This window comes from Bradyrhizobium vignae (assembly GCF_900324035.1).
GTDB lineage: Bacteria > Pseudomonadota > Alphaproteobacteria > Rhizobiales > Xanthobacteraceae > Bradyrhizobium > Bradyrhizobium vignae.
In genome coordinates, this window is the sequence record NZ_LS398110.1 from 3,529,803 (window position 1) to 3,543,250 (window position 13,448).

Here is a 13,448-nt window from a genome sequence, read left to right on the forward strand (position 1 = left end):
CCCATTTCGGTCTTGCGCTGGCACGCCAGAAGCCCCGGATTTAGACCGTTGCCTCCGGCCGATTTTGATGTACCACGGGAGCCACACGGCCCGTCCCATAGGTCCCAACGGCCAGGGAAGGGTCCCGCCCAAGGTCGAGACTCAAGGAAAGCATGTTCAAGCGCATTCTGATCGCCAATCGCGGCGAAATCGCCTGCCGGGTCATCAAGACTGCCCGCAAGATGGGAATTCAGACGGTTGCGGTCTATTCCGAGGCCGACCGCGATGCCCTCCATGTCGAGATGGCCGACGAGGCCGTGCTGATCGGCCCTGCCGCCGCCGCCGAGAGCTATCTGGTGATCGAGAAGATCGTGGACGCCTGCCGCAAGACGGGGGCCGAGGCCGTGCATCCCGGCTACGGTTTCCTGTCCGAGCGCGAGGCGTTTCCGCGCGCGCTGGAAGCGGCCGGCGTCGTCTTCATCGGCCCGAACCCGGGCGCCATCGCCGCGATGGGCGACAAGATCGAATCCAAGAAGGCCGCCGCCAAGGCCAAGGTCTCGACCGTGCCCGGCTATCTCGGCGTCATCGAGGATGACAAGCACGCGGTTCGCATCGCCGACGAGATCGGCTATCCCGTGATGATCAAGGCGTCCGCCGGCGGCGGCGGCAAGGGCATGCGCATTGCGCATTCGAAGGCGGAGGTCGCCGAGGGTTTCAACCTCGCCAAGGCCGAGGCCAAGGCGTCGTTCGGCGACGACCGCGTCTTCGTCGAAAAATTCATCGTCGATCCCCGCCACATCGAGATCCAGGTGCTGGGCGACAAGCACGGCAACGTGATCCATCTCGGCGAGCGCGAATGCTCGATCCAGCGCCGCAACCAGAAGGTCATCGAGGAGGCGCCATCGCCGCTGCTCGACGAGGAGACCCGCCGCAAGATGGGTGAGCAAGCGGTCGCACTGGCGAAGGCCGTGAACTACGACTCCGCCGGCACCGTCGAGTTCGTCGCCGGGCAAGACAAGAGCTTCTATTTCCTGGAGATGAACACGCGACTCCAGGTCGAGCATCCCGTCACCGAGCTCGTCACCGGCATCGATCTCGTCGAGCAGATGATCCGCGTCGCCGCCGGCGAGAAGCTCGCCATCGCGCAGAAGGACGTCACGCTCACCGGCTGGGCGGTGGAATCGCGCCTCTATGCCGAGGATCCGTTCCGCAGCTTCCTGCCTTCGATCGGGCGGCTCGTGAAATATCGCCCGCCGGCGGAAGCCAGCAAGGACGGCATCACCATCCGCAACGATACCGGCGTGCAGGAGGGCGGCGAGATCTCGATCCATTACGATCCGATGATCGCAAAGCTCGTCACGCATGCGCCGTCGCGCGCGGCCGCGATCGAGGCGCAGTCGACCGCTCTGGATTCGTTCTATGTCGACGGCATCAGGCACAACATCCCGTTCCTGTCGGCGCTGATGCATCATCCGCGCTGGCGCGAGGGACGGCTCTCGACCGGCTTCATCGCCGAGGAGTTCCCCAAGGGGTTTGCGGTGCGCGTGCCCGAAGGCGAGGTCGCGCGGCGGATCGCCGCGGTCGGCGCCGCCATCGATCACGTGCTGGGGGAGCGCAAGCGGCAGATCTCGGGCCAAATGGGTGGGCGCGTCGTGCAGCGCGAGCGGCGTCGCGCGGTCTGGCTCGATCGCCAGGAGATCCTGCTCGAGGTGGCGCGCGAGGGCGAGGCGATCGCGATCCGCTTCATCGATCCCGACGGCAAGGCCGGCAACGCGCATCTGTTGCACTCGCCATGGAAGCCGGGCGATCCGGTCTGGCAGGGCACCATCGACGGTCAGTTCGTCGCCGTGCAGGCGCGGCCGATCGCCAACGGCATCCGCCTCGCACATCAGGGTGTCGAGGTGCCGGTCTATGTCTGGACCGAGGCTGAGGCGGCCTCCGCGCGGCTGATGCCGGTGACGACGGCCTCCGACACCGGCAAGAAGCTGCTCTGCCCGATGCCCGGCCTCGTGGTCTCGATCGCGGTCAGCGAAGGGCAGGAGGTCAAGGCCGGCGAGACGCTGGCGGTGGTCGAGGCCATGAAGATGCAGAACGTGCTGCGCGCCGAGCAGGACGGCACCGTGAAGAAGATCCACGCCGGCGCCGGCGCGACGCTCGCGGTGGACGCGCTGATCTTGGAGTTTGCGTAATCGCTTCAGGCACAACAGGAGACCCTCACCCTGAGGAGCCGCGCCTGCGCGGCGTCTCGAGGGCGAGGCCAACAGCCGGGCCTTCATCCTTCGAGACGCGCGCAAGAGCGCGCTCCTCAGGATGAGGAATTGAAAGCGAGGCAACCATGGCCTTTCGTTCCCGCCGCGAGAAACTGCGATCGATCCTGTCGGGCGGGACGTGCGTCCATCCCGGCTCCGTCTACGACGCCATCTCGATCCGTATCGCGGAGGATCTCGGCTTTCCGCTCGGCATGTTCGGGGGATCGGTGGCCTCGCTCGCCGTGCTCGGCGACCCCGATGTCACGCTGATCACGCTCACCGAGCTTGCCGAGCAGATGCGGCGGATGTCGCGCGCCTCGGCGCTCCCCGTTCTGGTCGATGCCGATCACGGCTACGGCAATGCGCTCAACGTGCGCCGCACGGTGCAGGAGCTGGAGACGGCCGGTGCCGCCGGCCTCACCATCGAGGACACGCTGCTCCCGGCTGCGTTCGGGGAGACGAAGACGCAGCTGATCCCGCTCGAGGAAGGCGTCGGCAAGATGAAGGCGGCGCTCGACGGCCGCAGCGATCCCACGCTCGTCATCATGGGCCGCACGGGCGCTGCCGCGATCACCTCGATCGAGGACGCGGTTCGCCGCGCCGAGGCCTATGAGGCCACCGGTGTCGATGCGCTGTTCTTCACCGGCATCAAATCGCGTACCGAGCTCGAGACCATCGCATCCGCCACGCGCCTGCCGATCGTGCTCGGCGGCGCGCCGGAGGAACTGAACGGGCTCGATTACCTTGCGAGCCAGCGCGTGCGCATCGCGCTCCAGGGCCATGCGCCGATCGCCGCCGCGACGCAGGCGGTCTACGAGACGCAGAAGGCGTTGCGCGAGGGCATGGCGCCGAAAAGCCTCAAGGGCCTGGCATCGTCGGAGCTGATGGCCCGCGTCATGCGCGAGAGCGCCGTCAAGGCGCGCAGCGCCGATGTCCTGGAACAGAACTTGGGACCGAACAAGTGAGCCGCGCTATCCTCCAGGTCGTGATCCGCGGGCGCGTGCAGGGCGTCGGCTACCGGGCTTGGGTCGAGTATCAGGCGACAACGAGCGGCCTCGAAGGCTGGGTGCGTAACCGCCGCGACGGCAGCGTGGAAGCGCTGTTCGCCGGCGCGCCGAAGCACGTTGCCGATATGGTCGCGCTGTGCCGCCACGGCCCGCCGTCCTCGCGCGTCGACAGCGTCACCAGCGAAACGGCAGGCGCGGATGAGCTGAATTTGCGCCGGGCAGGGGAAGCATTCTCGGTGCTGCCGACGGTGTGAGAGCTCACAAGAGATCGTCCTGCCCGGGCTTGTCCCTCGAGCTCTCGAGGTGAACGTTCACCTTGGCAGCTTGGCGATTGCCTCGCTCAGCTCGTGGATCTCGTAGGGCTTGCGCAGGATCGGGAAATCGCCGCGGACGCCGGCGGCGACGTCGCTGTAACCGGTGGCAAGCAGGATCGGCAGGCCGGGGCGGATCTGGCGGAGGCGACGGGCGAGGCTGAGCCCATCCATCTTGCCGGGCATGACGATGTCCGAGAACACGAAGTCGACGCCGTTGTTCTCGATCTCGAGCAGCGCCGCTTCGGCATCGGCGACCCGGCGCACGTGGTAGCCGAGCTGCTCCAGAAGGCCGGTGCTGACGGATGCGACGTCGGGATTGTCCTCGACCAGCAGCACCGTGCCGCTGCCGCGGAATGTCGTTGCCGATGTCTTGCGCGACGGCGCATCCGTGCCGCGCGGCAGCACGATGGTGAATGTGGTGCCCTTGCCGAGCTCGCTTGCGACCTTCACCGTGCCGCCGGCCTGGTGGGCGAAGCCGTGCACCTGCGAAAGGCCGAGGCCGGTGCCTTTTCCGATCGGCTTGGTCGTGAAGAACGGCTCGAAGATCTTGCCGAGAACGTCGGAAGGAATTCCAATGCCGGTATCGGTGACGTCGATAGCGACGAAGTCGCCGGCGAGGTGCGGCTCGTTCAGCACGACATTGCGCGCCCCGATCGTCACCGTGCCACCGTCCGGCATCGCGTCGCGGGCGTTGATGACAAGGTTGAGCAGCGCGGTCTCGAGCTCGGAGACGTCGGCCTTGATCGGCCACGTGTCGGAGTGAATGTCGAAGGCGAGACGCACGGAACTGCCCACGCCGGCGTCGAGCACCTCGCGGATGGCCGCGACGCGTTCGGCAAAATCGATCGCCTGCGGGTTGACGCTCTGCCGCCGCGCGAAGGTGAGGAGCTGGTTCGTCAGCGCGGCGCCGCGTCTGGTCGCGGTCTCGATTGCGGAGACGGCGCGCTTGAGCTTGGCGTCGTCGCCGGCGCTCTTCTTCAGGATGTGAAGGCTGCCGCTGATGATCATCAGAAGATTGTTGAAGTCGTGGGCAACCCCGCCGGTGAGTTGTCCGAGCGCATCGAATTTCTGCGACTCGGCCAGCTGCTTGTGCATCGCTTCGAGCTTGAGTTCGGAATTGCGACGCTCAGTGATGTCGCGCGTGATCTTGGCGAAGCCGATCAGCGCGCCGTCCTCGTAGATCGGGTCGATCACCACACTGGCCCAGAAGAACGTGCCGTCCTTTCGGACGCGCCAGCCTTCCTCCTCGTATCGGCCCTTTTCCCGCGCGATACGGAGCGCCCGCGCCGGCTTGCCATTGACACGGTCGGCCTCGGTGTAGAAGCGCGAGAAATGCTGGCCGAGGATCTCCTCGGGCGAGTAGCCCTTGATGCGTTCGCCGCCGATGTTCCAGCTGGTGATGATCCCCTTGGGGTCGAGCATGTAGAGGGCGTAGTCGGCAACCCCCTCAACCAACAGCCGGAAACTGCGCTCGCTCTCGAACAAGTCTCTCTGTTGACTGAACTTTTCGGTCATCCCGGACCCCGCCTCGACAGGGACAAACGCCGCAGCCGGAGGGTTTGTTCCAGTTCTATGGGACATTTTTAGGCAAGTGTCAGGATGGGTATGCAGGGGCGCACCGTCAACGCCACGGCGCCGATCCCCAGTTATTAATGCAAGAATTGACCGAAGAGCCCGCCCGCCGCCTGCACCGGCTGGGCCGTGGCGGCTTTGCCGATGAGCTGCTGCTGGGCGGCCAGCGCGTGCCGCCCAACAAGGCGCTCTGAGCCGCGGCTTCGTGTTTCGTCACGAGACGACGGGAGCGCGTTCGAGGCGATCTTGTGGGGGTTAGGCGGACTCAAGCGCCGGCGCTTCGGAACGTTGCCGCCACCGCGCGTAGCGCCGCCAGCTTGGCGGGATCGCTGATCTTCGAATGCAGCATTACCTTCGAGCTGCCGAGTTTCGGCAGCTTGTGCGCGGGCCCGATGTCGATCAGGCCGGGGGGCGCAATGCGCCGCGCCAGCGGTGCGATCGCAAGACCGGCAAGGGCTGCCGCGACCACCGCAGTGACGCCGCCACCGACGAAGCGCTCGCGCCAGGCGATACCGGCCTTGTCGAGCGCGCGCACGGCGATGGCGCGAACGCCGCAGGGGGGAGCGAGGGTCGCGAGCGGCAGGGGCTCGCCTTTCGGCAGAGTGAAGCGTCGTGAGGCAAACCAGCAAAACTCGTCCTCAGCCAGCTTCTCGCCGCCGCGGCGGCTGCCTTCCTGACGCACGATCACCGCATCCAGCTCGCCGGCGTCGTAGGCATCCTGCATCTCGCGCGAGAAGCCGATGGTGACGGCGAGAGTGAGATTGGGCGACATCGCGTGCAGCCGTTCGAGTAGCGGTACCAGTTCGGCTCCCGCCGCGTGATCGGAGATGCCGAGCGAGAGCGATCGCGGGGGCGGCGCTTCGCCCGAGAGCGCGCGGTCATGCGCCGTCATCAGCGCGCGGGCGCGATCGAGGAAGGCCGCGCCCTCGGCGGTGAGCCTGACCGCGCGCGGAGAACGTTCGACGAGGCGTTTGCCCAGCAACGTCTCCAGCCGCTGCAGCTTGAGGCTGACAGCCGCCTGCGTCGTGCCGAGCACTTCGGCGGCACGGGTAAAGCTCTGGAGATCGGCGACCAGCAGGAACGCCTGGACGGTGGCGATATCGAGCATGGCATTCATTATAGATAGTTATCACTGATATCAGAATAGATAAGATACCAAAATGATGAGCCCGGGTCTAGCTTCTCACCAACGCCGCGCAATTGGTGCGGCATCTCGAGGAGAACCACCATGCCGCTGATCACCGTCTCCTACACTTCGTCTCGTCAGTCGCCCTCCCTGAAGGCCGACATCGCGAATGCTGTGTCCGAGCTCACCGCAAAGATCCTGCACAAGGATCCCAAGGTCACCGCCATCATCGTGAAGTCCGTGGATGCGGGCGACTGGTTCGCCGGCGGCCAGTCGCTCGCCGAGCAGAAGCTTGCGAGCTACTGGATCGACATCCACGTCACCGAAGGCACCAACACCAAGGACGAGAAGGCGGCCTATCTCGCCGCCATGTTCGAGCGCATGGCCGAGATTCTGGGACCGCTGCATCCCGAGACTTACCTGCATGTCGACGAGGTCAAGGGCGACGCCTACGGTTTCGGCGGCCTCACCCAGGAGCGGCGCTACATCGCCGGCAAGCTCGAGGTTGCGCTGCAGGCGGCGTGATCCGAAAGCCGCGGGTGAGCAATCTCACCCGCGGCCGGTTGCGATCGTCAGCTCGCTGCGCGGAACCGAACCTCGGAATTATTGAGGAAGCACGTCTTGTCGAACAGCTTCAGGTCCAGCGGGTTCGGCAACCTGACATCGCTGAGATCAGGACAGGGCTTGGTCGAGGGATCGTAGGATCGATCGATCTGCGAGATGAAAACCACGATCAGTCCCTTGTCACGTGCGAACGATTTCAGCGCACGTACCTGAACGGAGAGGTCAGGATTTTCGCGCCTCTGGTCGAGCAGTTGCAGATAGTCGATCACGACGAATGTGCCGCGTGGGACCGGAGCCATCCGCTTGACGACGTATTCGGCGCTGATCTCGTCGGAGCAATCCACCTCGAATAAATTGTCGAATTGCGCGGGATCGACGCCGATCGCCCGCAAGCGGTCCAGAACGTCTCCTTCTGTGTATTCGAGCGAGAAGAACGCCGCGTGGCTGCCTGATCTCATGGCCTCCACCGCAAGTTCGAGACTCATCAGGGTTTTGCCATGACCGGGGCGCGCAGCGACCAGCACAAGGTCACCCGGCCGGAATTGAGAAAACAGCTTGCCGGCCGGCGTCTCCGCCGCGGCTTTCGCCGCGAGCAGGCTCCAGGCGGAAAACCCTTCCGTGGTGGCGATGCGGTCAAGTGCGTCGTGGAGTGGAATGCCTTCCTCGCGGGACAGGCGCTTCGCCTTGCGCTTGAGATGATAGATGGGCGCAGACAGTCTCATCGTGAGAACCTCCCATTCCGAGCATGATCGCAATCCCTCCTTATGCCCAGCGCTCGAACAGTCGGTCCGATGATCAATTCGCCCGGCATGAAGTCTGCTTTCCCGGCGGAGGGGGGAGGCGTGGGCGGCGCCGGAATTGAGCGTAGCCGATTCCACGTCTGCGGAGAACGGCCTGCTGCGTGTCCGCTAGACGGCGGCCTCGGGCACCAGAGCCGTGGTCGGTCCGAACAGCTCTTCGAACGCCTGCCTCAACGCGATGTCGACATCGGCCATGGTCACGAGCTGGCCGAGATCGACCAGCGAGGTGACGCCGTAGCGGGGATCGGCGACGCCGCAGGGCACGATGCCCGAGAAATGCGACAGCTCGGGCTCGACATTGATGGCGATGCCGTGGAACGAGACCCAGCGCTTGAGGCGGACGCCGATCGCTGCAATCTTGTCCTCGTGATCCGTCCCCTTGTCGGGCCGCCTGACCCAGACACCAACCCGGTCCTCGCGCCGCTCGCCGCGGACGTTGAAGGCGGCGAGTGTGCGCAGGATCAGCTCCTCCAGACCTGCGACATAGGCCCGGACGTCGGGCCGGCGCCGCTTGAGGTCCAGCATGACATAGGCCACCCGCTGACCCGGCCCGTGATAGGTGAGCTGCCCGCCGCGCCCGGTTGCGAAGGTCGGGAAACGGGCATCGAGCAGGTCGGACTCCTTGCCCGAGGTGCCCGAGGTGTAGAGCGGGGGGTGTTCGAGCAGCCAGACCAATTCCGGGGACTCGCCCGCCGCGATCGCGGCGACCCGGGCCTCCATCGCGGCCACCGCGTCCGGATAGGGCACCGGAGCTTCCGAGATGAGCCATTGGACGGGCTCACCGCCTGAGGCGGAAAGCGACGTCAGATCGAGCTCTTGCCGTTGGTTTTGGCGGGGGCTTTCAGGGGAATTAACCATTGGCTAACCATAACGTGGTGATCATCTCGGGAGCAAATGCCAGTCTCATGTAGCAGCGGTCCTGACAGTGCCCACTCTCGATAAAGTCACCGTGGATCTCATGGTCGTCCTCGGGACGACCACCATGCCGATCCATCAAGTATTACGTCTTTCCCGCGGCGCCATCATCGAGCTGGATGCAACAGAGGCCGACGAGGTCAAGGTGCTCGCCAATAATCTGCCGGTCGCCTCCGGCGTCGTGCTGGTCGACCGCAACCGCATCGCGGTCGAGGTCAAGCAGATGCTGCCGCGCTCGCCGGGGACCAGGTAGGGCCCCGGGGGCACGCGGGAGCGGCCGATCTCCTGGGGAGGGCGGCGTTTTTCCTGCCAAGCTTGTGGAATTCAGGGCTTTTGTAGGCTTGTATCCCCATGATGGATTTGTTAGATCGGCGCCGCTGATCCGGCCGGCCTCAAAACCTCAAGCCGGCATCCCTTAGCGCTCGTGGCGGAACTGGTAGACGCGCTGCCTTGAGGTGGCAGTGGGTAACACCGTGGGGGTTCGAGTCCCTCCGAGCGCACCAAGGGCATAAGCCTCTGTTTTACAAAAGATTTCGCGGCTTCTCTTCCCAGTCTATTGCTCCAGACCGCGAATAGAATCGCATTTGGGCGCATCCCCGCTTCTTGATCCTGCATATCTCGATCGCGCGTTAGTCCCTTTGCCTGGTCGTGTCTTCGGTGGACCAACTGCGCGCCGGGAAAATCACGATTTGCGCGTGAGGCAGTGGCCTCGCCAACCCTAGACATCGGCCGGCTCTCATCGCGGACAACTCACCGGACCCGAACTCGCAACGTGCGGCTGTGATTTTGCGAACGGATGCGCGCAGAGCAACGCCATCACGGTCTCCGCGGTGGGGGGCGCCGCGCCAACGGGTCGGCGGGATTCGCATCCTGACCTGGGCGCGGCGAACGGCACATGCGGCCTCGCAAGATCGCGGGGACTGTGCACGGCTGCTGCTCGATCGCGGCCCGGACGTTTGCACCCGCCACTATAGCGACAACGTCTATCCTCTGCGTTCGCCCAATGTGGTGACGCGCTCGGAAGGCGCGCCTCCGAAAAGCGCTAAAGCGCGCCGTTGCTGGACGATGAGCTGAGCGGTGCAGCCGGCGTGTGCGGCATCCTCTTCGCAGACGGTCGCATCAAAGCGCGCGCGATGATCAGTCTCGACCGATTGCAAGGCTGCTTCGCGGAGGAGATTGCCGCCAATGCGTCTTTCAAGCCGGGATAAGTTGGCATCGTGATTTCTGTGCGGGCCGTAATCATCCGGTTTTGACACGGATTAACCTCATGTGGTGAAAGCTCGATACACTTCTCTCGGTTGCGACGACGAGTTTGCGACGCGACGAAATCCGATGCCGGCAAATGACAGCGGATTGACTGGCGCCTCAGACGCAGACTTCGCGGAAATGCTGGGCGAGCGGCGGCGATTGGTTTGCTTCGCCGGGGCAGGCGCAGCGACCAAAGCCTATTGGAGGTTCAGTCGTGGTCCGCTTGCATGTCGAACGCTTCATTCGTAGCCGAACCGTCAGGCGATCCCTGGCGCTCGGCATCATCGCTCTGAGCGGATGGGCCCTGCTGCCGTATGTGACCTACCGAATCGCTCCCTCCGCCTTCGTCAACGCCGAGCTCATGCGAGTGACTGCACCGATCGCGGGTCAGCTCGCGCCTGATCTTCCACGCAAAGGTGAATATTTCCAGCGCGCCCGGGTGGTGTCGCTGGTCGAGGCGCGTTCGCCGGATCGTCGGCACCTCATGGACCTCGATCAGCAGCTTGCCGTGTCCACCAAACGCGCCGAGCTCGCACGTCGGCAACTTGAGGAAATCGCCGAGCTCGATCGCAAGCTCGGCGAGCGCAGTGAGGACTATCGTTTGGGGGCGATGGCGCGCCTCAGTCACGAGATCGGAGAAACGGAGGCTGAAAGAGGTGGCTGTCTCGCCGAGGCGCGGCAGCGGAACGATGTCGCGGGCCGGATGGAGAGGCTCGTTAAGCTCGGCATCAGCTCACAGATCCGTTCGGCCGAGGCCCAAGCGTCTCAGGAAGCAACTGCAACGCGGTGTCAGATGGCCGATGAGCGCCTGCAGCGCTTCAAGACCGAGTTGGCGGCGGCCGAGAAGGGCATTTATCTTCGCAGCGATGCCAATGACGTGCCTTATTCTCAGCAGCAGCGCGAGCGGCTTGTTCTCCGCCGCCAGGAGCTCGAGACGGACCTGCTGCAAAACAGCTCGCGTTCCGCGCAGCTGGCCGCTGAAATCGCAGAGGAGCGCGCTCGACTTGATCGCCTTCAACACTACGATCTATCGTTGCCCGCAGCCCATGTGGTCTGGTCGGTCGCGGCCAGTCCAGGCTCGATGGTCACGGAAGGGCAATCGGTCTTTGATTTTGCAGATTGCGAGCGCCGCTTCATCGTCGTTGAACTGCCCGAGCGCGATTTCGAGAAGATCAAGGCCGGAGATGCGGCGGCTGTCCGCCTGATCGGGAGTCGGGATTGGAAGACCGGCCAGGTCCGGCAAGTTCGCGGCTCGGCGGCATACGCCGATGATCGACTGCTCGCGGCTCGGGTGCAGCGGCCGGATCCCGGCAATATTACCGTCGAGATCTCGTTGCCGCCCAACGAGACGGCGGCCGACCACAACGGCTCCTGCGATATCGGACGATTGGCCGAAGTTCGCTTCGAGCGCAGAGCCGATGGCCTGCTTCACTTGGTCAGCTCGAAGCTGAAATGGCTGACTGCTCGGCTGGACCTCGACCAATCATCCCTGTGAGCGAGAACTGCCGTGCAGGCCATGATTCTGCCTCTCTCTCAGCTGTTCGCGCCAATGCTGGGCGTCTTTGCGGCGATGTACCTGTTGGCGCCGACCTTTGCGGTCGCGCGCCCATGGGCGCGTATAGCGGTCTTCATCGCGGTATGGCTCGTCGTTGCCCGCTATCTCGAATGGCGTGTCTTCACAACGGTGCTGCCGGCAAGCGGGAGCTGGTATCAGGTCGGCTGGATCTGGTTCTGTCTCTTCGTTGAGCTCCTGACCTTCACGGATCAGTTTATTCTCTACCTGACCTTCCTACGCAGGACCGATCGACGCAGCGAGGCAGATCAGCACGAACGCCGGCTTCGCGGCCTGCTGCAGGATGAACTGCCCTCGGTCGACGTCTTCATTCCCACCTATGACGAGCCGCTCGATGTGTTGGAAAAGACCATCACGGGCGCACTATGTCTGGACTATCCCAACTTCCAGGTCTGGGTCCTGGATGACGGTCGCAGGCCCTGGCTCAAGGAACTCTGCGAACGCAAGGGGGCCGGTTATCTCACTCGTTCCGACAATTTGAATGCGAAGGCCGGTAATATCAATCATGCGCTGACGATGACGCATGGCGATTTCTTTGCGATCTTTGACGCGGACTTCGTGCCGCAGCGCAATTTCCTGATGCGCACAATGGGCTTCTTCGCCGATCCAAAGATCGCAATCGTTCAGAGCCCGCACGCCTTCTACAACGAGGACCCGATGCAGGCGAATCTCGGTCTGCACCGGCGACTGCCGGACGAACAACGATTCTTCTTCGATTGCATCATGCCTGCGCGCGACGGCTGGGATGGTGCCTTCTGTTGTGGGTCCAACTCCGTCACCCGTCGTGCAGCCCTCCGTACGGTCGGCGATTGCTTGCCGACCCAGTCCATCACCGAAGACATCCTGCTGACGCTGGTCCTGCTGCGCAAAGGGTACGTCACCCGTTATCTTTGCGAACCGCTGGCAATTGGCCTTGCGCCGGAAAGCCTTGGCGCGTTTTTCGTGCAACGGCAACGCTGGGCGCGCGGCGCGATCCAGACCCTGTATCTCGCCGCCGGGCCGCTCGGCCCCGGACTGAGCCTGATGCATCGGCTCCTCTTCTTTCCGACTCATTGGCTCTCACTGGGCTTGCGGGCGCTCATGGTCGTGGTGGTTCCGATCGTCTTCATGTGGACTGGCCTTGCGCCTGTCGTCGAGGTCACCCCTGAATCGGTCTTCTATTACTTGTTTCCCGCGATCCTGGCGCTCAACGGCGGTATTTCCTGGTTCGCGCCCCACGCGCACTTTCCGCTCGCTGCTCAGGTGTCGGCGACTATCCAGAGCTTCAAGATTCTGCCGACTGTACTCGGGACACTCGTCAAGCCGAAAGGGCATGCATTCAGGGTGACGCCGAAGGGAGCCGCCGCGCGCCGCACGACTTATGCTGCAGATATCTTCTGGCTATCGGCGGCCCTGATGGCGTTGACGGTTGTCGGCCTCGTTCTGAACACCATCCCGGAATGGCGGATCATCGATCATCCTGCCGCTTTACCGATGGTCGCCTTCTGGTCCGTCGTGAACATCGTCGTGCTCTTCTTCGTCTGCATGACCTCGCTACAGGCGCGGATGGGGCGTTCCGAGGAGCGCTTCGAAGTCGACGAACCGGTCGTGATCCATACCGACGCTGGCGAGCTGCTTTCCGGGCGCATCAGCAACATCTCCCTTTCCGGCGCGGGCGTCTTGCTCGATTCCGGTCTCGAGTGCCCGCGCAACGGAGAACCGCTGCGCGTACACATCATGCAGGTGGGCTGGATCGAGGCGACGAGCGTGCAGCAACGAGATCACTTCGTCGGACTGCAGTTCAGGTTGCCACAGTCGCTTGAACGAGACCTGTTGATTCGCAAGCTCTTCACCGTTGGCCGCCTGAAAGAGACCAGCGCTGTTGCTTGGTCGGTGAACACGACGATGCTCAAGAGCATCTGGTCAATGGCCGCGCCGTTGCCCCGGATTGAGACAAGTGGCGCAGCGTCTTCGTCGGCTGAGCGTCTGCCGGCCGAGAACCTCGTCATCCGGCCTCAACCGCGGATCGGCGATCTGGCACATCTCGCTGGAGTTCGAAACCTGCATCCGACAGGTTTCACCAGAACCTGGCCTTAGCCGGTCGGCGGCGATGCGGTCAGCC

General features: G+C 64.1%; 12 protein-coding genes, 1 tRNA gene and 1 pseudogene. 9 read left to right on the forward strand and 5 right to left on the reverse strand.

Annotated features, from left to right (window positions below):
• Nucleotides 1-152 precede the first annotated feature (152 nt).
• From BRAD3257_RS17155 to BRAD3257_RS17165, 3 genes are all read left to right on the forward strand, one after another.
• Nucleotides 153-2,168 (forward strand): acetyl-CoA carboxylase biotin carboxylase subunit, encoded by a 2,016-nt coding sequence (locus BRAD3257_RS17155; RefSeq protein ID WP_122402785.1) that lies wholly within the window; start codon nt 153-155, stop codon nt 2,166-2,168.
• A gap of 146 nt (nt 2,169-2,314) precedes the next feature.
• Nucleotides 2,315-3,193: an isocitrate lyase/PEP mutase family protein gene (locus BRAD3257_RS17160; RefSeq protein ID WP_122402786.1), complete on the forward strand. Its 879-nt coding sequence runs from the start codon at nt 2,315-2,317 to the stop codon at nt 3,191-3,193.
• On the forward strand, nt 3,190-3,489 hold the full coding sequence (locus tag BRAD3257_RS17165) for an acylphosphatase (protein ID WP_122402787.1): 300 nt from the start codon (nt 3,190-3,192) through the stop codon (nt 3,487-3,489). Before BRAD3257_RS17160 ends, BRAD3257_RS17165 begins: the two co-directional genes overlap by 4 nt.
• A gap of 57 nt (nt 3,490-3,546) precedes the next feature.
• Here the strand turns inward: BRAD3257_RS17165 and BRAD3257_RS17170 are convergent, their stop codons facing one another.
• Nucleotides 3,547-5,064 carry a PAS domain-containing sensor histidine kinase gene (locus BRAD3257_RS17170; RefSeq protein WP_122402788.1) on the reverse strand — a complete coding sequence of 506 codons (1,518 nt, stop codon included), beginning with the start codon at nt 5,062-5,064 and terminating at the stop codon, nt 3,547-3,549.
• Nucleotides 5,065-5,169: 105 nt separating this feature from the next.
• Between BRAD3257_RS17170 and BRAD3257_RS41955 the strand changes: the two are divergent.
• A pseudogene (locus tag BRAD3257_RS41955) lies at nt 5,170-5,370 on the forward strand (DUF1731 domain-containing protein); the annotation flags it as partial.
• Between the two features lie 16 nt (nt 5,371-5,386).
• Here the strand turns inward: BRAD3257_RS41955 and BRAD3257_RS17180 are convergent.
• The gene (locus BRAD3257_RS17180; RefSeq protein WP_122402789.1) at nt 5,387-6,238 is read right to left on the reverse strand and encodes a LysR family transcriptional regulator; all 852 of its coding nucleotides are present in this window, start codon (nt 6,236-6,238) and stop codon (nt 5,387-5,389) included.
• A 111-nt stretch (nt 6,239-6,349) separates the two neighbouring features.
• Here BRAD3257_RS17180 and BRAD3257_RS17185 point away from each other — a divergent pair, with 111 nt between their 5' ends.
• Nucleotides 6,350-6,772 (forward strand): tautomerase family protein, encoded by a 423-nt coding sequence (locus BRAD3257_RS17185; RefSeq protein WP_122402790.1) that lies wholly within the window; start codon nt 6,350-6,352, stop codon nt 6,770-6,772.
• Between the two features lie 47 nt (nt 6,773-6,819).
• Here the strand turns inward: BRAD3257_RS17185 and BRAD3257_RS17190 are convergent, their stop codons facing one another.
• Nucleotides 6,820-7,533, reverse strand: coding sequence for a DNA helicase (locus tag BRAD3257_RS17190; RefSeq protein ID WP_122402791.1), 714 nt, complete (start codon nt 7,531-7,533; stop codon nt 6,820-6,822).
• Nucleotides 7,534-7,719: 186 nt separating this feature from the next.
• Nucleotides 7,720-8,469, reverse strand: coding sequence for a lipoyl(octanoyl) transferase LipB (lipB, locus tag BRAD3257_RS17195; protein WP_122402792.1), 750 nt, complete (start codon nt 8,467-8,469; stop codon nt 7,720-7,722).
• Between the two features lie 67 nt (nt 8,470-8,536).
• Here lipB and BRAD3257_RS17200 point away from each other — a divergent pair, with 67 nt between their 5' ends.
• Nucleotides 8,537-8,779 carry a FliM/FliN family flagellar motor switch protein gene (locus tag BRAD3257_RS17200; protein ID WP_018647371.1) on the forward strand — a complete coding sequence of 81 codons (243 nt, stop codon included), beginning with the start codon at nt 8,537-8,539 and terminating at the stop codon, nt 8,777-8,779.
• 165 nt (nt 8,780-8,944) lie between these two features.
• Nucleotides 8,945-9,029, forward strand: a tRNA-Leu gene (locus BRAD3257_RS17205).
• 480 nt (nt 9,030-9,509) lie between these two features.
• Here BRAD3257_RS17205 and BRAD3257_RS39305 read toward each other — a convergent pair.
• Entirely contained in the window at nt 9,510-9,782 is a 273-nt protein-coding gene (locus BRAD3257_RS39305; protein WP_129143225.1) for a hypothetical protein, read from the reverse strand.
• A gap of 206 nt (nt 9,783-9,988) precedes the next feature.
• Between BRAD3257_RS39305 and BRAD3257_RS17210 the strand changes: the two genes are divergently transcribed.
• Together BRAD3257_RS17210 and BRAD3257_RS17215 are read left to right on the forward strand one after the other, a co-directional pair.
• Entirely contained in the window at nt 9,989-11,269 is a 1,281-nt protein-coding gene (locus BRAD3257_RS17210) for an HlyD family secretion protein (protein ID WP_244607974.1), read from the forward strand.
• 21 nt (nt 11,270-11,290) lie between these two features.
• Nucleotides 11,291-13,423 (forward strand): glycosyltransferase, encoded by a 2,133-nt coding sequence (locus BRAD3257_RS17215; RefSeq protein WP_244608019.1) that lies wholly within the window; start codon nt 11,291-11,293, stop codon nt 13,421-13,423.
• The last annotated feature ends 25 nt before the right edge of the window (nt 13,424-13,448 follow it).

Excerpts from the sequence above, each read along its gene's own strand:
- BRAD3257_RS17155 (WP_122402785.1), top strand. The coding sequence starts at position 153 with ATGTTCAAGCGCATTCTGATCGCCAATCGCGGCGAAATCGCCTGCCGG.
- BRAD3257_RS17160 (WP_122402786.1), top strand. The coding sequence starts at position 2,315 with ATGGCCTTTCGTTCCCGCCGCGAGAAACTGCGATCGATCCTGTCGGGC.
- BRAD3257_RS17170 (WP_122402788.1), bottom strand. The coding sequence starts at position 5,064 with ATGACCGAAAAGTTCAGTCAACAGAGAGACTTGTTCGAGAGCGAGCGC.
- BRAD3257_RS17180 (WP_122402789.1), bottom strand. The coding sequence starts at position 6,238 with ATGAATGCCATGCTCGATATCGCCACCGTCCAGGCGTTCCTGCTGGTC.
- BRAD3257_RS17185 (WP_122402790.1), top strand. The coding sequence starts at position 6,350 with ATGCCGCTGATCACCGTCTCCTACACTTCGTCTCGTCAGTCGCCCTCC.
- BRAD3257_RS17190 (WP_122402791.1), bottom strand. The coding sequence starts at position 7,533 with ATGAGACTGTCTGCGCCCATCTATCATCTCAAGCGCAAGGCGAAGCGC.
- lipB (WP_122402792.1), bottom strand. The coding sequence starts at position 8,469 with ATGGTTAATTCCCCTGAAAGCCCCCGCCAAAACCAACGGCAAGAGCTC.
- BRAD3257_RS17215 (WP_244608019.1), top strand. The coding sequence starts at position 11,291 with ATGATTCTGCCTCTCTCTCAGCTGTTCGCGCCAATGCTGGGCGTCTTT.